Annotated in this window: 22 protein-coding genes; 13 read left to right on the top strand and 9 right to left on the bottom strand. The window is 65.4% G+C overall.

Annotation, left to right across the window (positions count from 1 at the left end; all coding sequences use genetic code 11):
* Positions 1-23: 23 nt before the first annotated feature.
* The 3 genes from EFL95_RS05125 to nrdR all read right to left on the bottom strand — a co-directional run bounded on the left by EFL95_RS05125 (position 24) and on the right by nrdR (position 4,313).
* Positions 24-524, bottom strand: a complete 501-nt coding sequence (locus EFL95_RS05125) for an NYN domain-containing protein (protein WP_123232978.1) — start codon at positions 522-524, stop codon at positions 24-26.
* Positions 525-731: 207 nt separating this feature from the next.
* Positions 732-3,689, bottom strand: a complete 2,958-nt coding sequence (locus EFL95_RS05120; protein WP_123232977.1) for a vitamin B12-dependent ribonucleotide reductase — start codon at positions 3,687-3,689, stop codon at positions 732-734.
* Between the two features lie 123 nt (positions 3,690-3,812).
* Positions 3,813-4,313, bottom strand: a complete 501-nt coding sequence (gene nrdR, locus EFL95_RS05115; RefSeq protein ID WP_123232976.1) for a transcriptional regulator NrdR — start codon at positions 4,311-4,313, stop codon at positions 3,813-3,815.
* A gap of 355 nt (positions 4,314-4,668) precedes the next feature.
* On the opposite strand from nrdR, the gene EFL95_RS05110 reads away from it, so the two are divergent.
* The 3 genes from EFL95_RS05110 to EFL95_RS05100 all read left to right on the top strand — a co-directional run bounded on the left by EFL95_RS05110 (position 4,669) and on the right by EFL95_RS05100 (position 6,609).
* Positions 4,669-4,980, top strand: coding sequence for a hypothetical protein (locus tag EFL95_RS05110; RefSeq protein ID WP_148044978.1), 312 nt, complete (start codon positions 4,669-4,671; stop codon positions 4,978-4,980).
* Between the two features lie 121 nt (positions 4,981-5,101).
* The gene (locus tag EFL95_RS05105) at positions 5,102-6,016 is read left to right on the top strand and encodes an ROK family protein (protein ID WP_123232974.1); all 915 of its coding nucleotides are present in this window, start codon (positions 5,102-5,104) and stop codon (positions 6,014-6,016) included.
* A gap of 5 nt (positions 6,017-6,021) precedes the next feature.
* Entirely contained in the window at positions 6,022-6,609 is a 588-nt protein-coding gene (locus EFL95_RS05100; protein WP_123232973.1) for a phosphoribosyltransferase family protein, read from the top strand.
* Here EFL95_RS05100 and EFL95_RS19175 read toward each other — a convergent pair.
* Positions 6,606-7,469, bottom strand: a complete 864-nt coding sequence (locus tag EFL95_RS19175) for an aminoglycoside phosphotransferase family protein (protein WP_148044977.1) — start codon at positions 7,467-7,469, stop codon at positions 6,606-6,608. The genes EFL95_RS05100 and EFL95_RS19175 overlap by 4 nt on opposite strands.
* A gap of 61 nt (positions 7,470-7,530) precedes the next feature.
* Positions 7,531-8,370 (bottom strand): class II fructose-bisphosphate aldolase, encoded by an 840-nt coding sequence (locus tag EFL95_RS05095; protein ID WP_183407037.1) that lies wholly within the window; start codon positions 8,368-8,370, stop codon positions 7,531-7,533.
* Between the two features lie 340 nt (positions 8,371-8,710).
* Between EFL95_RS05095 and EFL95_RS05090 the strand changes: the two genes are divergently transcribed.
* Complete coding sequence (locus EFL95_RS05090; RefSeq protein ID WP_123232971.1) at positions 8,711-9,061, top strand: VOC family protein; 351 nt, start codon at positions 8,711-8,713, stop codon at positions 9,059-9,061.
* Positions 9,062-9,085: 24 nt separating this feature from the next.
* Here EFL95_RS05090 and EFL95_RS05085 read toward each other — a convergent pair whose 3' ends face one another.
* Positions 9,086-10,243: a DUF2235 domain-containing protein gene (locus EFL95_RS05085; RefSeq protein WP_123232970.1), complete on the bottom strand. Its 1,158-nt coding sequence runs from the start codon at positions 10,241-10,243 to the stop codon at positions 9,086-9,088.
* Positions 10,244-10,314: 71 nt separating this feature from the next.
* The gene (locus EFL95_RS05080; protein WP_123232969.1) at positions 10,315-10,710 is read right to left on the bottom strand and encodes a DUF3052 domain-containing protein; all 396 of its coding nucleotides are present in this window, start codon (positions 10,708-10,710) and stop codon (positions 10,315-10,317) included.
* 116 nt (positions 10,711-10,826) lie between these two features.
* Here EFL95_RS05080 and EFL95_RS05075 point away from each other — a divergent pair, with 116 nt between their 5' ends.
* The 3 genes from EFL95_RS05075 (at position 10,827) to EFL95_RS05065 (ending at position 14,116) form a co-directional block, all read left to right on the top strand.
* Positions 10,827-12,797: a hypothetical protein gene (locus EFL95_RS05075; protein ID WP_123232968.1), complete on the top strand. Its 1,971-nt coding sequence runs from the start codon at positions 10,827-10,829 to the stop codon at positions 12,795-12,797.
* A 35-nt stretch (positions 12,798-12,832) separates the two neighbouring features.
* Positions 12,833-13,516 (top strand): lysoplasmalogenase, encoded by a 684-nt coding sequence (locus EFL95_RS05070; RefSeq protein WP_123232967.1) that lies wholly within the window; start codon positions 12,833-12,835, stop codon positions 13,514-13,516.
* 366 nt (positions 13,517-13,882) lie between these two features.
* Entirely contained in the window at positions 13,883-14,116 is a 234-nt protein-coding gene (locus EFL95_RS05065; protein ID WP_123232966.1) for a hypothetical protein, read from the top strand.
* Between the two features lie 132 nt (positions 14,117-14,248).
* On the opposite strand, the gene EFL95_RS05060 is transcribed toward EFL95_RS05065, so the two are convergent.
* A complete protein-coding gene (locus EFL95_RS05060; RefSeq protein ID WP_123232965.1) occupies positions 14,249-14,608 on the bottom strand; it encodes a LysM peptidoglycan-binding domain-containing protein in 360 nt (119 codons plus the stop codon).
* Between the two features lie 224 nt (positions 14,609-14,832).
* On the opposite strand from EFL95_RS05060, the gene EFL95_RS05055 reads away from it, so the two are divergent.
* From EFL95_RS05055 to EFL95_RS05040, 4 genes are all read left to right on the top strand, one after another.
* On the top strand, positions 14,833-15,039 hold the full coding sequence (locus tag EFL95_RS05055) for a hypothetical protein (RefSeq protein ID WP_123232964.1): 207 nt from the start codon (positions 14,833-14,835) through the stop codon (positions 15,037-15,039).
* Between the two features lie 115 nt (positions 15,040-15,154).
* On the top strand, positions 15,155-15,742 hold the full coding sequence (locus EFL95_RS05050; protein WP_148044976.1) for a hypothetical protein: 588 nt from the start codon (positions 15,155-15,157) through the stop codon (positions 15,740-15,742).
* Positions 15,743-15,845: 103 nt separating this feature from the next.
* Entirely contained in the window at positions 15,846-16,559 is a 714-nt protein-coding gene (gene lexA / locus EFL95_RS05045; protein ID WP_123232962.1) for a transcriptional repressor LexA, read from the top strand.
* Between the two features lie 39 nt (positions 16,560-16,598).
* Positions 16,599-17,852: an MFS transporter gene (locus EFL95_RS05040; protein ID WP_123232961.1), complete on the top strand. Its 1,254-nt coding sequence runs from the start codon at positions 16,599-16,601 to the stop codon at positions 17,850-17,852.
* Here the strand turns inward: EFL95_RS05040 and EFL95_RS05035 are convergent, their stop codons facing one another.
* Entirely contained in the window at positions 17,853-18,356 is a 504-nt protein-coding gene (locus EFL95_RS05035; RefSeq protein ID WP_123232960.1) for a hypothetical protein, read from the bottom strand.
* 97 nt (positions 18,357-18,453) lie between these two features.
* Between EFL95_RS05035 and EFL95_RS05030 the strand changes: the two genes are divergently transcribed.
* Positions 18,454-19,362 carry a carbohydrate kinase family protein gene (locus EFL95_RS05030; protein ID WP_123232959.1) on the top strand — a complete coding sequence of 303 codons (909 nt, stop codon included), beginning with the start codon at positions 18,454-18,456 and terminating at the stop codon, positions 19,360-19,362.
* Complete coding sequence (locus EFL95_RS05025; RefSeq protein ID WP_246004812.1) at positions 19,359-20,273, top strand: pseudouridine-5'-phosphate glycosidase; 915 nt, start codon at positions 19,359-19,361, stop codon at positions 20,271-20,273. Before EFL95_RS05030 ends, EFL95_RS05025 begins: the two co-directional genes overlap by 4 nt.
* Positions 20,274-20,294 lie beyond the last annotated feature (21 nt).

The raw sequence follows: 20,294 nt of genomic DNA, 5'->3' as shown, positions 1-20,294 counted from the left end.
GAGGCCCTGACTGCTGTCGAGGCTCAAGCGACACCCCCAAACTCGCCAACGTTCATATCAACAAGGACGGTCTGGTCTGCCGCAAGCCGCAGTCGCTTCGAGCACGCATCGTTTCGAGACACAACAGTGACGAATACCCCGGCTTCACGGAGCACCAGAACCGCGTCCGTGAAAATGCCATCTCCACTGACGATGACCACCTCGTCGAATCGCTCCTCGATGTGCTCATCCTTCAGGACTTCGAGCAGCGCCAGGTCAGCCCCGTCCTTCCCGGAGCGAACGACCATCCGTGGCCCTCTCCAACCGATGCCCGACGACAGTAGACCTACATGGCTGGTGCCGATGATTACCTGTTCGCCGGGACGCATGGCCACTGCGGACGTAACACATCGATGCGCGGCAGCCGCCTGAGCCTGCGTGATACCGGCTCCCCCGACAAGGTTTTCGATGTCGACAACAATGAGGCGGCGACCTCGCAACACGCGCTTCTTAAGCGGGAGCGCCACCGCCTCTCGTGAAACCATTTTGCCCTCCAAGCATCTGTGAATCAAGTTGTCATCAACTCTATGTCTGGATTGGCCATCTGTCAAGCGTGGATCGGATTCACAACCTCTAGCCGACCTCGTGCAGTACACAGTACGACGACTCCGCACAACCTCCTGCCGGTTTAGGCCCGTCTAAACGCGGGACGGGCCCGGCTCAGTGAGCCGGGCCCGTCCGCTTCATCGCGATCAGCTGCAGCCGCTGGTGCTCCCGCAGCCCTCGCACACGTAGCAGCTCCCGGCCGGCCGCATCTTCGTCCCGCAGGTCATGCAGAGCGGGCTGTCGACGGCGGTGCCGGTGATCTTCTCGAGGAGCTCGGCGGAGGTGTGGGCTTCCTTGGGGGTTTCGACAGGCTCAACCAGCGCGGAAGCGGGCTCAACCGACGAAGCATCGGCGGCCGAGTCCGAAGCGTCCTCGCGGACGTACGGGTTGGCCTTGACGATCTGCGCCAGGGTCGGCACCTCGTTCTCCTGGATTTCGACAGGCTCAATCACCGAGGACTGCTCGATCACGTGCGCGATCAGCTCCTCGGCGGAACCGGTCTCCTCGACCGGCTCGTAGGAGCCGGTCTCGAGGTGACGCTGGCGCTCCTCGGCGGAGTAGATGCCGAGCATCGAGCGCTCCTCGAAGGACAGGTAGTCCAGGGCCAGCCTGCGGAAGACGTAGTCCATCAGGGACTGCGACATCCGGACGTCCGGGTCGTCGGTCATGCCGCTCGGCTCGAAGCGCAGGTTGGTGAACTTCGAGACGTAGGTCTCCAGCGGCACGCCGTACTGCAGGCCGATGCTGACCGCGATCGAGAAGGCGTCCATCACGCCGGCCAGGGTCGAGCCCTGCTTGCCGAGCTTGAGGAAGACCTCGCCGAGCTCGCCGTCGTCGTGCGCACCGGAGGTCATGTAGCCCTCGGCGCCGCCGACCGTGAAGGACGTGGTCCGCGAGACCCGGCTCTTCGGCAGGCGCTTGCGGAACGGCTTGGGGACCTCGACGACCTTGATGGTCTCCGCGACAGCCTCGCCCTGGTCCTTCTTGGCCGAGTCCGACTTGCCGTCGGACAGCGGCTGGCCGACCTTGCAGTTGTCCCGGTAGACCGCCGTGGCCTTCAGGCCGAGCTTCCAGGACTGCAGGTAGATGTCCTCGATCTCCTCGACCGTGGCCGTCTCCGGCAGGTTCACGGTCTTGCTGATCGCGCCCGACAGGAACGGCTGGGTCGCGGCCATCATCCGCACGTGGCCCATCGGGGCCAGCGCCCGCGCGCCCATGGCGGTGTCGAAGACCTCGTAGTGCTCGGTCTTCAGGCCCGGGGCGTCGATGACGTGACCGTTCTCGGCGATGTACTCGACGATCGCCTCGACCTGCTCCTCCTGGTAGCCCAGCTTGCGCAGCGCCCGCGGGATCGTCTGGTTGACGATCTGCATCGAGCCGCCGCCGACGAGCTTCTTGAACTTGACCAGCGAGAAGTCCGGCTCGATGCCGGTGGTGTCGCAGTCCATCATGAAGCCGATGGTGCCGGTTGGCGCGAGCACGCTCGCCTGCGCGTTGCGGAAGCCGTTCTTCTCACCGGTCTTCAGCACCTCGGCCCACGCCTTGGTGGCCAGCTTGTGGACCTGCGAGTCCGCAACCCCGAGGGTGCGGACCACGTCGTTCGCGGCCTGGTGCTTGCGCATGACCCGCTTGTGGGCCTCCGCGTTGCGGGCGTAGCCGTTGTAGGCACCCACGACGCCGGCCAGCTCGGCCGACCGCTTGTACGACGTACCGGTCATCAGCGAGGTGATGGTCGCCGCCATCGCCCGGCCACCCTCGGAGTCGTAGCCCAGACCCATCGCCATCAGCAGCGCGCCGAGGTTGGCGTAGCCGATGCCGAGCTGGCGGTAGTCCACCGTGGTCTTGCCGATCGACTCGGTCGGGAAGTCCGCGAAGCAGATCGAGATATCCATCGCGGTGATGATCAGCTCGACGGCCTTGGCGAACAGCGGGGCGTCGAAGGTGTCGTCGTCCTTGAGGAACTTCAGCAGGTTCAGCGACGCCAGGTTGCAGCTGGAGTTGTCCAGTGACATGTACTCCGAGCACGGGTTGGACGCCGTGATCCGGCCGGTCTCCGGGTTGGTGTGCCAGTCGTTGATGGTGCCGTCGTACTGGATGCCCGGGTCGGCGCACTCCCACGCGGCCTGGGCGATCTTGCGCCACAGGTCACGGGCGTCGACGGTCTCGATGACCTCGCCGGTGCTGCGCGAGCGCAGACCGAACTCGGTGCCGTCCTCGACCGCGCGCATGAACTCGTCGCTGACGCGGACCGAGTTGTTGGCGTTCTGGTACTGGACGCTGGTGATGTCGGCGCCGCCGAGGTCCATGTCGAAGCCGGCGTCACGCAGGGCGCGGATCTTGTCCTCCTCGCGCGCCTTGGTCATCACGAACTCTTCGATGTCCGGGTGGTCGACGTCCAGGACGACCATCTTGGCCGCCCGGCGGGTGGCGCCACCGGACTTGATGGTGCCGGCGGACGCGTCCGCACCGCGCATGAAGGAGACCGGCCCGGAAGCCGTTCCTCCGCTCGACAGGAGCTCCTTGGAGGAACGGATCCGGGACAGGTTGAGTCCGGCGCCCGAGCCGCCCTTGAAGATGAAGCCCTCTTCCTTGTACCAGTTCAGGATCGAGTCCATCGAGTCGTCGACGGACAGGATGAAGCACGCGGACACCTGCTGGGGAGAGGCGGTGCCGACGTTGAACCAGACCGGGGAGTTGAAGCTGAAGTACTGGTTGACCAGCAGCCAGGTGAGCTCGTGCTCGAAGAGCTCGGCGTCCTTGACGGTGGCGAAGTAGCCGTGGTCCTCGCCGCCCTTGCGGTAGGTGAGCACGACGCGGTCGATGAGCTGGCGCAGGCTCCACTCACGGGCGTCGGTGCCGACCGCACCGCGGAAGTACTTGGTGGTGACGATCGTGGAGGCGTTCACGCTCCAGGTGTCGGGGAACTCGACACCGCGCTGCTCGAAGACGGTCTCGCCGGTCTTCCAGTTGGTCTGGACGACGTCGCGACGCTCCCAGTTGAGCTCGTCGTAGGGGTGCACGCCCTCGGTGCTGAAGACACGTTCGATCTTCAGTCCCTTCGAGGTACGACGGGTCCCGGCCTTCGGGTTGGCGGTCTCGGTCATGCGGTGTTCCCCTGTCTTCGGCTTCGTTGTCTTCATCGGCGGTGGTGCTGGTGCTGCGTTGTTTCTCTGCTTGGTGGCCCCGGCGCGGTCGCTTCCCCACGAACACGCCGGGGCTGACTGTGGTCAGCCCGTGGGCTGAGGTGATCGCTCACCATCTGGGTGGTTGAGCTCCGTCGAAACCCGCTCGGCGCGGAGCATCGCGATCTCGGTCTCGAAGTCGTCAGCCGACTCGAAACCGCGGTAGACGCTGGCGAAGCGGAGGTAAGCCACCTCGTCCAGCTCGCGCAGCGGGCTGAGGATGGCCAGCCCGACCTCGTGGGCGGGCACCTCGGCCCACCCGCCGGCGCGCAGCGTGTCCTCGACGGTCTGGCCCAGGCGGGCCAGGTCGTCCTCGGAGACCGGGCGGCCCTTGAGCGCCTTGCGGACGCCGGAGACCGCCTTGTCACGGTTGAACGGCTCGCTGCAGCCGTTGCGCTTCAGCACCGTCAGCTGCATCTGCTCAACCGTCGTGAACCGCTTCTCGCAGGCCGGGCAGGTACGCCGGCGGCGGATCGCGGAACCGTCCTCGGCGACCCGGGAGTCGAGGACCCGGGTGTCGGTGCTGCGGCAGAACGGGCAGTGCATCTGGATCCTCTCCTCTCGTCCTTCCGACCCTGTGGAAAACGACTCTCCACTTAGGTAAAACCGGGCGCTGTAGCTGTGGATTCCGAGGTAAAACCCCGAATTCTGTGGACAAGCCACCTGTTCCTGTGGAACTAGATGTGGACAGAACTACAACGTTGTAACACTAGATGTAGGGGTACGTTAGACCTCGGTCCGTGACCCACGCAACATTTCGATCAGAAATCTTCAGAAGTTGCCCAACTATCTGCAAACGCGCAGGTCAACGGGCCTGAGGCGGCAAGTCACCGGCGTGTCATTCCAAAGTCCCAGCCCCCACCGACAGTTCTCTTTGCCCGGTTCGGACAGAATGCGCGTCGTGAGCAAGCACTACGGCGACCCTGTGGAGGAGCCCCCGCGCGTAGTGCATCGCAACCGGCTGCTGAAGCTCGGCCTAGGGGTCACGCTGGCCGTCGTCGCCTGGGGCTACCTGGTCTCCGCGGCGATCCATTTCGGGGGCCAGGGCCGGGACGGTGAGAGCGGTGCTTGGGTCTTCATGGCGTTCGCGACGATCGGCGCGACGGCCTGCATGTTCGTGATGCTGATCCTGGCCAGCAAGGTGCTCTCAACGCTGCGCGGTGAGGTGCCGATCCGCCCGGCTCCGGGCGGCGGGAAGCGCGCTAGGCGCTAACTCGTGCCAACCTCCAACACAGCCTCACGCGATCGGCGCTGGAGGCGGCAGTCCTTCGACGAGTCCGTAGCCGTAGCGCGGAACGTAAGGTGCCCGCGCCTTCGACCAATATGCTCCCCGCGTGTCAGATGAATGTGCCATCGCCATCGATATCGGCGGCACCACGACAAAGATCGCACTCATCCGTCGGAATGGCGCCATCGAAAATCAGGTCAACCTGCCCATGGCCGGTTTCGCATCGGTCGAGTTCTTCCTGCGTGAACTCACCCAAGCCGTAGCCGGCCTCCCAAGCGACACCGGGTACGTAATGGAAACCATCGGTGTTGCATGCCCAGGACCCGTCAACCTACGCGGCCAGACCGGCGATCTCGCGACGCTGCCTTTCCTATCCAACTGCGACCTCCGGTCGCTTCTGTCGGGGGCACTGGAACGCGCGGTTCGTGTCGATCACGACGCAAAACTCGCGGTTTATGCGGAGTTTCACACCCGCGAACCGGCGAGTCCCAACTTGTCCTCAATCGTGATTGGCACTGGTGTCGGCGTTGGAATGATTTGTGACGGCCGCGTCATTCGCGGAGAAGACAATGCCGCGGGCGAACTCGGACATGTGGGCTACCCAGCCGCGTCTGCACTACCTCAGGTCAGCGGATGCCAATGCGGCCGGATTGATTGCCTCCATAATGCTCTAGCGGCACCAATTATCGCCCGCCGGCTCGGCGTCATGATCGGCACTGTGGTCGAACCGTCAGCGGTCTTTCGTTTGGCAGCGTCAGGTAACCCGCACGCCGGCGTCGCTCTTGACGAAGCAGCCCGCGCGCTTGACTGGCTGTGCCAAACAATCACCCTGGGCACCGGGATCCGAGAGCACGTGGTTACCGGAAGTTTTGGCCACCCCTTAACCGACGTCCTTGCCCAGGACCAGGCGCGGCAGAAGGAGCAGATGTTCGCGTACAAGGTGCAATCATCACGTCTCATGGAAGTTGCATCTCTGGTAGGCGCAGGACTCTCTATTCTTTTGGCACCGGAGCTGCGCTAGCAGCCATGCCGACCATCGCGAGATCGGAGAAAACTTTGGAGATTGCCGGTTTCGTACTCAGCGTGGCTGGCCTACTCGTCGGCCTGGTGGGTTTGACCGCTTGGCGGCTAAGGATTAGTCGGCCTCGAACGTTTCGGCGAGTACTAAAGGCGATCAAGAAACTCGAACCCGAGATTCGCGCTTACAACCCTGATGTGGTGGTCGGGCTCGCTGACGGACTGGTTGTGGCAGCCATCTTGGTACTGAACTTCAAGATCGATCAGCTACTTGCTATCGAAGCCCCCGTCCGAGCGCAGGGCGATATGCGACAGACTCAGTTCTATAGAACGTTCCCGGATCTCAGTGGCAGGAAGGTCCTGATCGTCGACCTTCACATCTACACAGGGAGCAATCTGAAGGCAGCCGTCGACCTTGTGCGCCTTAGCCAGCCTGACCAGATCAAGACTCTTGTTCTGTTTAGACACGATGTCCAGAACCGAGCGATTGAGCCGAACATGGTCGCTCAAGACGCACCGGGCACAAAGGCCAAAGTGCCGTGGAGCATGACGCCCGAGCACCGTGAGACCTACTTGACCAGCGGACCGAAAATCTAGCTCCGATCCGCGAGCAGTTGCTTGCCAACATCTAACGCACCCTGCGCGAGCAGCGCAAATCTCTCAGGCTCGTGCAAGTGGTGCGGCAGGAGACAGACCGCATGGACACTCTCGGCGACGAGGGCATCCGACAGCGCCCCGACTCCCCAACGATTGACGATTTCGGAGCAGATCCACCGATATTGCCAACTATGTCTGTTTGCGCTTGAGTCAACGGGTTCTCCGCCCGACATGATGCGGTCATAACCTAGGTGAACACTCTGAAGCAGCTTTCCCAGGTCATATGAGATGGGCAGTTCATCAAAGCTCGCCGGATCAACGAAGAGCGCCGAACGCGTCGAGCGGTTCACCCAGATGTTGCCGAAATGCGCATCGCCCGGAACTGGCCCTCGCCCGAGGTGAGCCCAGCTGACGGCCGACAGAGCGGCGGCCACGTTCTCGAATGCCTCGTTCGCAGTTCTAAAAGTGACGTCCGATACCTGGCCTCGCGTCGCAGTCAACAGCTCGGCCCAACGTTGGGACAAGCGCTCGACATACGCGATTTCATGAGCAACGAAGCCGTCATACGTAAGGGGCACCCGGCAAAGTCCAGAAATAGCAGCATCGAGATCAGCCGTACTCAGACTGCCGTCTAGCAAGAGTTGATCGAGAGGCTCATGGTCAACAATCTCAAGGGTCAAGTAATAGTGGGCATCGAAATCCGTCAGCGTGCCAGAGGCGAGAACAGGGGGACCTAGGCCAAGGAGGTACAGTTCGCGCACTCTCAACGACTCCGTATGGAAGCCTTGTCCGAATCCGACTTTGAGGAAGCCGCGGCGATCTCCGTCTGAAACCCAGGCATTGATGGTGCCGCTGTTCACTCGCAGCTTTGATGAGAAGAGGGGTGGGTCTCCAAGCGCCGAGAGAGCCGCTTGAAGAGCGTCAGCGTACGGATCCATCGAGCCCGGCCGTTATGGCTTCCACCCGCTCAACAACCCAATCGCCCAGGTTGCCGGACACCCATGCCATTGGGTCGCGAAAGTCGTCCCCATCGAACTCGGCCTTTGCAAGAAGTGACGAGTACGCCGTCCGATACTCCGGACCGATGTTGATCTTTGCTGCGCCTGCCGCAGCAGCTGCGTGAAGTTCCAGGTCGGTCCTAAAGTCCGCGCCATGGAGGGTGAGGGGCACAGGACTGACAGCGTGAAGCAACGCGATGCGGTCAACATCAAGAGAGGGCAGAACGGTGTCGGGAGCAGAACGCAGATGGAAGTTGTTGACAGATACGCCGAGCAAATCGCAGCCACTCAACTCGACGAACATCTCGACCTCGTCGGCACTGGTGAGTGATGAGGTAAACGGCGACTCACCGACGAGCCCGATGGCCCCCTCCACGAGTACATGAGCTGGAAGCAGACGCTTGGCTGAACGGATCCAATCAATGTTCTCCTCTACCCCGCGCTCACTGCCGTCGATCATGACGATGTCAACAGTTCCAACGAAGTCGCGGTGTCCCAAAACGTCTTCCAGATCGGCAGATGATGAGACGTGATCGACTGTGATCGCCAAGTCGGGCACTTCTGACTTCAGCACCCCGGAAATCGCGCTCCAAAACCGTGCCCCCGTGTAGGAAATCCCACGCTTAGACAAGAGCATCCCCACCGATCCGGGGTGTTTTCGTGCGGCCGATAGGAGCGCACGAGCGTCCACCAGGTCGTTTGCACTGAAGTGCACCGACGAATGGCGCACGAACCCTGCGAGCAAGTCAGACTTGGAAGCCACGGCCGCAAGACTAACCACGAAGAGCCCAATGAATCGGTGCTTCGAATCACCGGCTCACTCTTTTCTTCCGCTCCAAAGAACCTGACTCAGAGCGCGGGCCGCTCACGCGCGACGTCTACCTCAACCGGTGGGATTCGCGCGCCTTGGATGGCCCTCGAGCGGCGCCTGCGAGGGCCGGACCTTTGTCGGCCGGAGCCCCCCCGGTCAACCAATCCCACAGTAGCTTCACATCAACCGCCCTAAGTTCGCCTTCGACGAACTGTCGATTCAGCCCTAGGTCGTCCGTCATCGACGTGAAGCCACCCACCCGGGCGGCTCACCCGAGACCGGAGGTCACGCCATGCACCCCATCGTTCACGCCGAGATCCGCTCGTCCGACCCCGACGCCACCCGCGCCTTCTTCGGCGACCTGTTCGGGTGGACCTACCCGACCGAGGGCGCCTACCCGGGCTACACGTTCGTCGACACCGGCGTACCGGACGCGCTCTACACCGCGATCAGCCCGCTTCAGGACGACGGCGACCTGGTGACGTTCTTCGTGGGCGTCGAAGACATGGAGGCAGCCGTCGCGAAGGCTGTTGTTCTCGGCGGCAAGGTCGTTCAGGAGCCGACCGAGGTCCCGGGTGTCGCGTTCGCGCTGATCGCCGACCCGCTCGGGCACATCGTCGGGCTGGCCCAGCAGCTCGGCTGAGCCGCCCGGATCGGGCCGACGCGCTCAGGGCAGCGGTTTCCCGAGTTCGCTGATATCGGTCCCCGCCTCGGGAAGGGCTACGACCGACTCGATGACGCCGGCGAAACCGTTCGTTGCTGCGTCGAAGGCCTTGAGGTTCTTCGGGACGTAGCGTCCTTCCAGGTAGTGGTTCACGACGCTGCTGGCGACGCGAACGCCTAACGCCCGCTCGTTGGTCAGGCGGCGCCGGCCGCCGTCGAAGGCGTCCGTCCTCCCGATCCCGAGCTTCCATTTCGCCTTGAGCAGCGCGTTGTCGATCTTGTACGTCGCTTTCAACGGGTCGTGCAGGAAGGGGTCCTCGCCGCTGTTGATGTAGAGGTTGAGCAAGGGGACGTCGAAGACGAGGCCGGTGGCGTGCGCCTCCTTGACCATCCAATACAAGGTCGTGTCGGACAAGCCCGTCCTGCGGTAGCCCCCGCCGATGTCGGAGTGCACGCCCTCGAACCAGACCTGCTTCACGTCCTGGGGCGGTGGCACCTGGGCTCCCGGCTTGATGACCGGGGCCTCCCAGAGCGTGGGCTCGAACTTCAGCCTGGTCTCATCGATCGCGAGGGCATGTCGAGCCCGCAGGACCTGATTGCTCAGCTGAAGCTCGTGGAAGTGAGGCGCGAACTTCTGGAACCCCGGTACGCCGAGAGCGCCGACGGTATCGAAGACGCCGAGGAAGTTCACCTTGGCCGAATGGCAGTGGTCGTGCCGGAACTCATCGATGCTCTCGCCCAGAACGCCTTCCGAAATCGCAGCGCGTTCGTACAACTTGACTACGTCGGACAGTCGGTTCTGGACCAGCGCCAAGCGAGTGAGCAGCCCGACGCGTCCGATCATCCCCGCGAGCGAGCGCGCAGTGAACGCGCCGCGGCTGAACCCGAAGATGTAGATCTCGTCGTCCGGCTCGTAGTTCAGCGCCAGGAACCGGTAGCACGCGATGACGTTGCGCATCAGGCCGAATCCGAACGCGCCCCCGAGGAACTTGTCCGCCTTGTAGTCCCCGGTTCCAACCCCGCCGAGGTAGTAGACGAGTTGCTGCTCGCCGGCAGCATCCGGGTCGATCTGGACCGTGCGGGCGATCTTCTCGATGTTCGTGATGTTTTCGCTGTCCGGCTTGTTCCAGGTGCCGTCGCAGCAGACCACCAGGCGCTTCATGTCTACGAGACTCCCCGACCAGACGGCTCTCGTCCACAACCTGACTCCGTGGGTCGTGCTGGAGACCAGCCTCAGGTGCGGTCGCTCAACCGCCGTACGAACTTCAACCCCGACCAGATCTCGTCCACCGCGCACACCTTCACGTCGACGACCCCGGAATCGAGGCCGATCTGGCGCACCAGGTTCTCGTCCAGGTCCGAGGTGTAGCCGAGCTTGGCGGACGCCTTCTTCGGCCAACAGACCCAGATCATCCCGGCCTGGGTGGTGTGTTCGATCAGCACCGGCAGCCTCGCCGCCAGCCGTTCGGGCGAGGTGTGGAAGGTCAGGGAGATCTCCATCGACTTCGGCAGGCGGGCAGTGGTCGGGCAGGAGAGGAAGAACCCGTTGGGGGCGCCGTCGAGGTAGACGCGTTGTCCGTCCTTGACGCCCAACTTCTTCTCGAGCGAATTGCCTGAGTACCCCGCCATGGCCACACGGTAGGCGACCGGGAGCGCCCGCTAGACCGGTTGCTCATTTCGCCACGAGTTACGGAACTGGCGTGCTTTGATTCGTCCGCCCTACCGCCGCACAACACGAGGAAGACATGAGCATGCAGGATCCGGGAACCAGCGCTCAAACCGACGAGGACTTCGCCGTCCCCGTCCCCCGCGCTCCAGGGAAGGGCCGCCGCTACGTGGCGTCCTTCGCCGCCGCCGCGCTCTCGCTCGGCGCTGTTGGCGCCGGCGTCTGGGCATGGCGGTCCTTCATGGACCAGGGCGCTCAGCCTGCCGAAGCGCTCCCGGCCAACACGCTGGCGTACGCCGCCCTGGACCTCGATCCCCCGGGCGGCCAGAAGGTCGAGGCGTTCAAGACGCTCCAGAAGTTCCCTTCGATCAAGAAGGAGCTCGGCCTGGACAGCGTCGACGACGTGCAGAAGTCGGTCGTCGACGAGATCACCTCAGACAGTCACTGCGGCATGAGCTACAGCACGATGAAGCCCTGGCTCGGTGACCGGATGGCTGTTGCCCTCGTGCAGGAGAAGAACCCCGAGGGGGTTGTCGTTCTGCAGCTGGCTGACGCCGACAAGGCGAAGGCGAGCCTCGCCGCCAAGACCAATGCCTGCCACTTCGGCTTCGCGATCAACGGCGACTGGGCAATCCTCGCCCGCAGCACGACCGTCGCCGAGGAGGTCAAGAGCGCGGCCTCCCCCGGGAGCACGTTGAGCGACCACGCCGACTACAAACGCCTCACCAAGGCGGCAGGTGACCCCGGCCTGGTCACTCTGTACGCGGCCCCCGAAGCCGGCCAGGCCCTGCTCGACGCGGTCGACAAGGACCCCTACTCCGCGATCGGAGTGATCGCGATGGTGAACGCCGGGCTGGACCCGGTCACCTCGTTCATCACCACCTTTGGCCTGCTTTACGCCGTCGTGCCCGAGGGCCCTTTCTCCTCCTCGTCGGACGACTACGGAAGCTCCGACTACGCGCCGCACATGACCCCGGCGCAGAAGAAGGAGCAAGCTCGCCTCGACGAGCAGTTCGCTCACTACGACGAGCTCACACCGGCGCAGCGGAAGGCGCTCGACAAGGAGCAGCAGAAGTTCTTCGAGGAGCTCTTCGGTCCTAACGGGGAGAACATTCCCGGGATGAACGACGGCGACAGCTCGAGCAGCTCGAGCTCGGGCGGCGTTCGGTTCAGTGGTTCCGGACCGATCGAAGTTGGACCGGGCAACTCGGCTCCGATCAGGACCGGCGCCCGCTCCGACGACGAATTCCCGACCCCGACCATCAACCCCGCACTGCGCGAGGCCCTGAAGAACTTCAAGGGGCTTGGCGGAGTCGGCCGGATCACTGACGGAACAGTCGAGGTCGAGATCGTCGGCGACCCGCTGAAGGGGACCGCGGCCTCGATGTATGACGGGGACAAGGCCGACAGCCTGGTCTCCGACCTCCCGAGCGATGTCGCGGCAGTCTTCGGAGCCGGACTCGCCCAGGGTTGGGTCGACCTGCTGTTCGACCAGATCGACAACCAGTTCATGTTCGGCGGCAGCAGCCAGGGCACGGCCGCGAAGTCGTTCGAGAAGGCCACCGGGCTCACCGTGCCGACCGACCTCGAAGCGCTCGGTGGTGACGGAGTCAGCATCATCGCCGGGTCGGGCGTGAACCTCGACGACATCGCCGTGAAGCCCGAAGACGAGCCAGTCGCCGCCCGGGTCACCGGCAACCCGGACAAGGTCGAGGCCGCCCTGGACAAGCTGCGGAAGCACCTGGGCAGCGGCGGGGACAAGATCCTCTCCCACCGCGTCGGGAGCGACGTCTTCATCAGCGCAAGTGCCGATTTCCTCAAGCAGCTGGAGAAGTCCGGCGACCTGGCCGGGACCGACACGTTCAAGAAGGTTGTTCCGGACGCCGACCACGCGGCCAGCATTCTGTTCATCAACTTCAACGCCGGCGACTGGCTCGCCAAAGAGGCGGGAAGGGACAAGGCTGACGTCGCGCCGCTGCGCGCGTTCGGCCAGTCGGTGACCAAGAGCGATGGCGTGCAGCACATCCGGATCCGGCTGAGCTTCGACTGATCGTGGAGCACGGGCTGAGCGACTAGATTCAGCCCGTGCTCACCTCTCGCAAGCTCAAGCTCGCCTTCCTCGGCCTGGCTGCTGCTGACACCTGGCTCTCCGGCTCGGCCGACCACCGCCTGCACAAGGCACGCGTGCTGACCAAGCCGCTGCTGATGCCGACGCTGATGGCGTCGCTGATCACCGACGAGCGCGCCGCGAACTCGCCGCTGCGGACCAGCACCCTGATCGCCCAGGCCGGTGGTTGGGGTGGGGACCTGTTCCTGATGGGCGACGGCTCGTCGAACTTCGTGAAGGGTGCTGGGTCCTTCGCGGTAGGCCACACCGCCTACATCTCCGGCTTCCTGGCCAACCGCAGCAAGACCCGACGGCCCGGGCCCAAGGCCGTGGCCGCACTGTGGGCGACTACCGCACCGGGCATGGTCTTCGGGGCTTCGCGGCTGGACCGGAAGCTCGGACCGGCGATCGCCGGCTACTCCGGGATGCTCGCCGGCACCGTCGCCGCGGCAACCCAGCTCGACCCGGCCCTGCCGAAGTCAGCGCGCCGCGCGACCATCACCGGGGCTGCGCTGTTCATGCTCTCGGACTCGTTGCTCGGCACCCGGAAGTTCTTGCTGAAGAACCCGCCGCCGCGGCTCGAGTCGGCTGTGATGGCGACGTACACGGCGGCCCAGTTCCTGCTGAGCGAGGGCGCGGCGCGGGCCGGGTCGCCGGCGTAGGGAGCGGACATGACGACGGAAGCGGGCCGGCGATGCCAACGATGCGATTTCGCCTGGTACGCCATGCCCCCGGGTCGAAACCCGGGGAAGCCTCGATTCTTTGACGAGACGGGCTCGTTCTGGACAGACGGACAAGCACGAATGGCTAGGCGTACTGCGAACTTCGATCGGCACCTGAAGGCGAAAGACGAATGGGACCGCTGCCCGAACTGCGGGTCGCGCACGGTCAAGACCGACAACAGCCGCGATTTTCGCCCCACTGGCTCGATCACTCCTGCGGCGCCGATGCCCGGATCAGTCCCACCTGCGAGCACCCCGACCCCCGCACAGTCCACCCCTGAGCCGCCTGTTCACTCTGGTCCAACCATGTGGCAGCGATTGGCGGCCTTCCACGGAAAGCATTGGCGCATCATCTGGGCGGTGATATTCGCAATCGCACCTCTCGGATCGATCGGTGACGACACGACCTATACCGGCAGCACAGCGGAGAACATTCTGAAGTTCATCGGCATCCTGACCGCATGCTGGCTGGCCGCGGGGATCTTCTTTGCGCTCTTCCTCCGTCAGCGCAAACAGCAGAGCGTCCAAGACCACCGGTAGCGAGTGCCTTCAACGCCGGGCGGACAACAACAAAGGGTGGGCCAGCGCTGGCCCACCCTCTGTGCTTCCCACACTGCCGACGACCCGGGTCGAGGGAGCCATCGGACGTATTCAGTTATCGAAGGCGCTTCCTTACTGAACGGGGAGCGCAAGCTTCTGGCCGACCTGGAGGCCGCCGCCTGAGAGCGAGTTGAGCTGCTGGATCTGGTGGACCATCTCGCGGATCTTGCCGGGCTTCGCCAGGTCGCCGGCGATCCCGTACAGGGTGTCGCCCGGCTGGACCTCGACGATGCGGACCTGCGGGGGCGCGCCACCCTCACGAGAGGCGGTCGCCCAGCCGCTGAGGCTGAGGGAGACGATCATGGCGATCGCGAGGAAGGCGAGCAGGAAGACCACACGGCCACGACGGGTCAGCCGGACGGTCGAACGACGGGCCAGTCGCGGTGCGACCGGAGCCGAGACGAATGCGGGAGAGATGCTCAGCGTGCTCATGGGGACTACCTCCTGGGGAAGATCCGGTCCGTTGACCGGTGGTCGGTTCTCGCGACCCCTCTGTTTGTGTTTGATCTAGTTCTACGGCTGACCACCGACACTTCTCGGCGGCCGGTCGATCAGACGTTCGATCGAACACATGTACGAAGTTAGAGCAGGTGTTCGAACAAGTCAAGAACATATGTTCGAACACCGACATTCCTGATCGGCGTACCGTTCAGGGCGTGAGTGAGCGCAAGAGCTGGTTCCGGCGGATGGCGGAGGCGTTCCGGCCGTTGGGCGATGTGGCTGACACTCTGCGGCCCCTCGAGGGGTCTGCCGCCTACCCCGAGCCGCCACGGCTGGTGGTCCCCGAGGACCTCAAGCGCGCCATCGACGAGGAGAACCTGAAGAAGGCTCGCCGGAAGGCACGCGAGGGCAAGCGCGACTGAGGTCCCTGTCCGATTCGGGCCCTTTCGGGCTGCCTGACCCGGGTCTAGCGTCGAACGCCTCGGGCTGTTCCACCCCGGGCGGCCCGTTGGGAGGGGAGGCCCGATGTTCATTCAGATGGTTCAGGGAGAGTGCTCGCGGCGTACCGAGATGCGCACGCTCGTCGAGAGCTGGTGCTCCGGCATCGCCGACGAAGAAGGCTGGCTCGGCGGGACCTACGGGTTCACCGACGACAACCGGTTCGTCGGCATCGTCCGGTTCACCGACAGCAGGTCCTGCATTGCCGCGGCTCAACGACCTGGGGCAGCCGCGTTCTGGGCGGAGGCGCTCGAGCTCCTCGACTCCCCCGTCGACATCCACCAGTCCGACGACGTCACCCTGATGTTCGACGGCGGCGCCGACGACGCCGGCTTCGTGCAGGTCCTCACCGGCCAGCTCAAGGACGCCGCCCAGATGCGCTACCTGATGGCCGACCAGGACATGACCGCGATGCTGCCCGCGTCCCGGCCGGAGATCCTCGGCGCGACCCTGGCGATCAGCCAGGACGGCACCTTCACCGAAACGATCGCGTTCACCGACGAGGCGCTGGCCCGCCAGGGCGAGACGATCCGGATGCCCGAGCAGGTGCAGCGGACGCTGAACGACGCCGTGGCCGACGTCGCCTACCTCGACCTGCGCAATCCCTGGTTCGCATCCCACCGTTGACCGGGGGCGTGAGGCGCCGCGCGGAAATCGCCGCCGCGCGGCGCCGACACGCCGTTCGAACACATGTTTGAACTCAGAGCCCTTTTAGGTCTACCGTCGATCCATGGCGACCGATGGCAACAACATCTCCGAACTGCCCGACGCTCCCCCGGACGCGACGGGTCTGACGCCGCGCCAGCAGCGGATCCTCACGACGCTGCGCGACGCCATCGAGCTGCGCGGCTACCCGCCGAGCATCCGCGAGATCGGCGAGGAGGTCGGGCTCGCGAGCTCTTCCAGCGTCGCCCACCAGCTGCGCGTGCTGGAGCAGAAAGGCTTCATCAAGCGCGACCCGAACCGACCGCGCGCTCTCGAGGTGTTCCTGCCCGAGCTGATGGCCGCTCGCCGCTCGATCTCTGGCGCCGACGACGTCGACGTCACCGACATCGGCGACTTCATGCCGACGGCGGTCAACGTCCCGATCGTCGGTCGCATCGCCGCCGGTGGGCCGATCCTGGCCGAGGAGCAGGTGACCGACGTCTACCCGCTGCCCAAGGACCTCGTCGGCGAAGGCACCCTCTTCATGCTCGAGGTCGTCGGTGACTCGATGATCGACGCCGCCATCTGCAGCGGTGACTTCGTCGTCGTTCGCCAGGCGCAGACCGCCGAGAACGGCGACATCGTCGCCGCGCTGCTCGACGGCGAGGCGACCGTGAAGACCTTCAAGCGCAAGGACGGCAACGTGTGGCTGATGCCGCACAACGAGGCGTTCGAGCCGATCGACGGCAACAACGCCACGATCCTCGGCATCGTCACGGCGGTCCTCCGCAAGGTTTAACCAGTGGCAGGTCGGAGACCTGCTGACTAGGTTCGAAGCGTGACCTCGGAGGTACTCGCACCGCTGACCAAGCGAGGCGTGCCTATCGATCCGACGCTTCGAGTACTCGCCGCTGGCACCTTCGTGAACCGCGCCGGCAGCGGCGCACTGGTCACCGTCTTCGCGCTGTTCTTCACCCGCAAGGTCGGGCTCGAGCCGTCGCAGATCGGTGTGGCGCTGAGCGTCGGCGCTTTCGTCGGGATGCTCACCCAGGTGCCGTTCGGGCACCTGGGCGACATCCGCGGTCCGCGCGAGGTGATGCGCGGGCTGATGTTCGTCACCGGCTTGCTGTCCCTGACCCTGCTGGTCATCCGCGACTTCTGGTTGCTCATCTTGCTGATGGCCGTCTTCACCGGGGTCGAGGCCGGTGCGAACGGAGTCCGCAACGGCTACATCGCCCGGATCGCCACCGGCGGGCAGGGCGTCCGGTTCAAGGCGTACCTGCGCGCGATCACCAACGTCGCCATCGGCATCGGCGCACTGCTCGGCGGCCTCGCTCTCGCCGTCGACGAGACCTGGGCCTACCTGTCCGTGATCGCCCTCGACGGCATCGGCACGATCGGCGCCGGACTCCTCTACGCCTCGCTCCCCCACATCCCGCCGGCCCCGGAGCGTGCCGAGGGCGAGCCTCGGCTCGGCGTCCTGCGCGACCTCCCGTACGTCGTGGTGACACTCCTCGCGGGGATCATCGCGATGCACTTCGTGATCATCGAGGTCGGCATCCCTCTCTGGGTTGCCGAGCACACCGCAGCACCCAAGTCGATGGTCGCGGTGCTGCTGGTGCTCAACACAGCAGCCGTCGCGCTGTTCCAGGTCAGGCTGGCCCGCGGCTCCGACAAGGTGATGTCGTCGGTGAAGCTCGCGATCTACGGCGCAGCCATGATCGCCGGCGGCTTCGCGATCATCTCCTTCGCGAGCGGCGTCGGCCGTACGGCGGCGATCCTGATCCTGCTCGTCGGTTCCGGCGTGCACGTGGTCGGCGAGATGCTCACCAGCGGTGCGAGCTGGGGCGTCTCGATGGGCCTGGCACCCGTCGAGCGACAGGGGCAGTACCAAGGCTTCGCCGGGCTCGGCTTCTCGATCGCAAACGTCGCCGCTCCGACGCTGACCACGTTGCTCTGCATCGAGTGGGGTCGGCCGGGGTGGTTCATCCTCGGCGGATTGATCCTCAGCGCGGCTCTGCTCAACCAACCGGTGTGTGCCTGGGCGCTGCGGACGCGCGAGAAGTACGGCGCCGCGACCGCGTCCGGTTGATCAGACCGAGACCCAGCAGTAGAGCGTCTCTCCGCTGCCCTCGCGGACGAAGTCGGCCAGGTCGATCAACCACTCGGCAAGGTCGGAGGGATCCGCGTCGCCCCAGAACTCCTCGGTCTGCGACCACGGCACGGCGACCTCGCGGAGTCGGGTCTCGGTTGCTCGTTCGAGTGCCCGGGTCAGCGCGTCCGGGAGCCGGACGACGAGACCCTCGCCTCCGTCGCGGCTGGCGATGACGAGGTCGATCGCATCGTGCTCGTCGAAGAGCTCGTCGATGTCGCGCCCGGTGAGCAGAGCCTCGAGGCTGCTCAGCTGGACGGTCGGCTCGATCCCGTTGCCGTCCAGGACGGAGTAGGAGATCGCCGACCGGGTGTCGGGTGCGCGCCGGCCGAAGAGCTCGGCCGACTCCTCGGCCGCGTCCGGGGGCGCGCTCGGCCCGCCCGTGCGATCGATCGTCTCGGCCGCCGCGTCGTCGTCCGATGCCATGAAGTACTCGGTGATCACGGACCAATCATCCACACATTCGGCGACAGCGGGTTTCGAGGCTCGTCGCTGCGCTCCTCACACCTCAACCGACCCAGGGCAGCCGTAGGGTTTCCCCGTGAGCGGAACTGTGGTCGTCGTCGGCGGCATCAACCTGGACACGCTCGCGCGCATCGAGGCTGACACCGTTCGCGGGAGCAGCAACCCGGGCCGCACGGTCACCGCTCCCGGCGGTGTCGGGCGCAACGTCGCGGAGAACCTGGCCCGGCTCGGATCCCCCGTCACGCTGGTCGGGACCGTCGGACGTGACCACGCCGGCGACCTGCTGCTTCAGGCGCTCGGCCGGCACGACATCGACACCAGCCGGGTCCAGCGTCACCGCACGATCCGGACCGGCACCTACACCGCCGTCCTCACCTCGACCGGCGACCTGGACATCGGCGTCGCGGACATGGCCGCGACCGAGAGCATCGTCCCGGCCGACCTCGGCGGCAGCCTGCTGGCCGACGCGAGCTGGCTGGTCCTCGACGGCAACCTGCGCACCGACACGATCGCCCACGGGCTCCGGCTCGCAGCCGCTGCCGGCGTACCGGTGGCTCTGGACCCGGTCGGGGTCGCCAAGGCCGCACGGCTCGGGCCGATCCCGGGTGTCCACACCTTCACTCCGAACGCGGCCGAGCTTGCCGCCTGGGCCGGGACCGAGGACATCTACGAGGCGATCGCCGCCGCCTTCGCCCAAGACATCCAGGCCCTCTGGCTGCGGGCAGGCGCCGCGGGCAGCACGATCCACCGTCCTGACCAGGACGCCGTCACCATCGCCCTGAACCCGGCCGAGGTGGTCGACGTGACCGGCGCCGGCGACGCAATGCTGGCGGCGTACGTGCACCGGATGAGCCAGGGAGACGACGTCGAGACCGCGACCTGGTTCGCGACCGCTGCCGCGTGGCTGACTGTCCAGTCCCCCAGCGCCGTGCGCGATGACCTGACCGAAGCATTGGTGACGAAGACCCTCGAGGAGCAGCGTTGATCGACCTGGCCATCACCGACGAGGTGCGCACCGCCCTGGCCGAGAACCGGCCGGTCGTCGCGCTGGAGTCGACGATCATCAGCCACGGGATGCCCTACCCGGCCAACGTTGCGATGGCGCGCGAGGTGGAGGAGATCATCCGCGAGCACGGCGTCACTCCGGCGACGATCGCGGTCCTCGACGGCGTTCCTCGGATCGGCCTGGACGACGACGGGCTCGAGCTGCTCGGCTCCGGAGAAGGCACGATCCGCAAGGTCAGCATCCGCGACCTGCCGTACGTCGTCGCGCGCGGCGAGCACGGCGCCACCACCGTCGCAGCGACCATGCGGCTGGCCAGCCTGGCCGGGATCCGAGTCTTCACCACCGGCGGCCTCGGTGGCGTGCACCGCGGGGCGGCGAGCAGCTTCGACGAGTCAGCCGACCTCACCGAGCTCGCGCTGACGGCGGTCACCGTGATCTCCGCAGGCGTGAAGTCGATCCTCGACATCGGCCTGACGCTGGAGCGGATGGAGACCCTTGGTGTCCCGGTGCTCGGGTACCGCACCGACGACTTCCCCGCCTTCTATACCCGCACCTCCGGGTACGCCGTCCCGCTGCGCGTTGACTCCGCCGAGGAGATCGCGGCCCTCATGAAGGCCAAGGACGAGCTCGGCATCGCCGGCGGGATCAGCGTCGCGAACCCGATCCCCGAGGCGGACGAGATCCCGCACGAGCGGATCGACGCGATCATCGAGCAGGCCCTCGGCGACCTGGACCGGCTCGGGATCACCGGCAAGGACACCACGCCCTACCTGCTGGGCCGGATCGTGGAGATCACCGGCGGGGACTCGCTCACCGCGAACATCGCGCTGGTGAAGAACAACGCCCACCTCGGGGCCGAGATCGCGGCTGCGTTCTCGAAAATGTCCTGATTGCGAAGATTGGATTTGTCG

This window comes from Nocardioides marmorisolisilvae (assembly GCF_003725775.1).
Taxonomy (GTDB): domain Bacteria; phylum Actinomycetota; class Actinomycetes; order Propionibacteriales; family Nocardioidaceae; genus Marmoricola; species Marmoricola marmorisolisilvae.
Note: the sequence above shows the minus strand (reverse complement) of the source record. Positions and strands in the feature narration are given on the sequence as shown.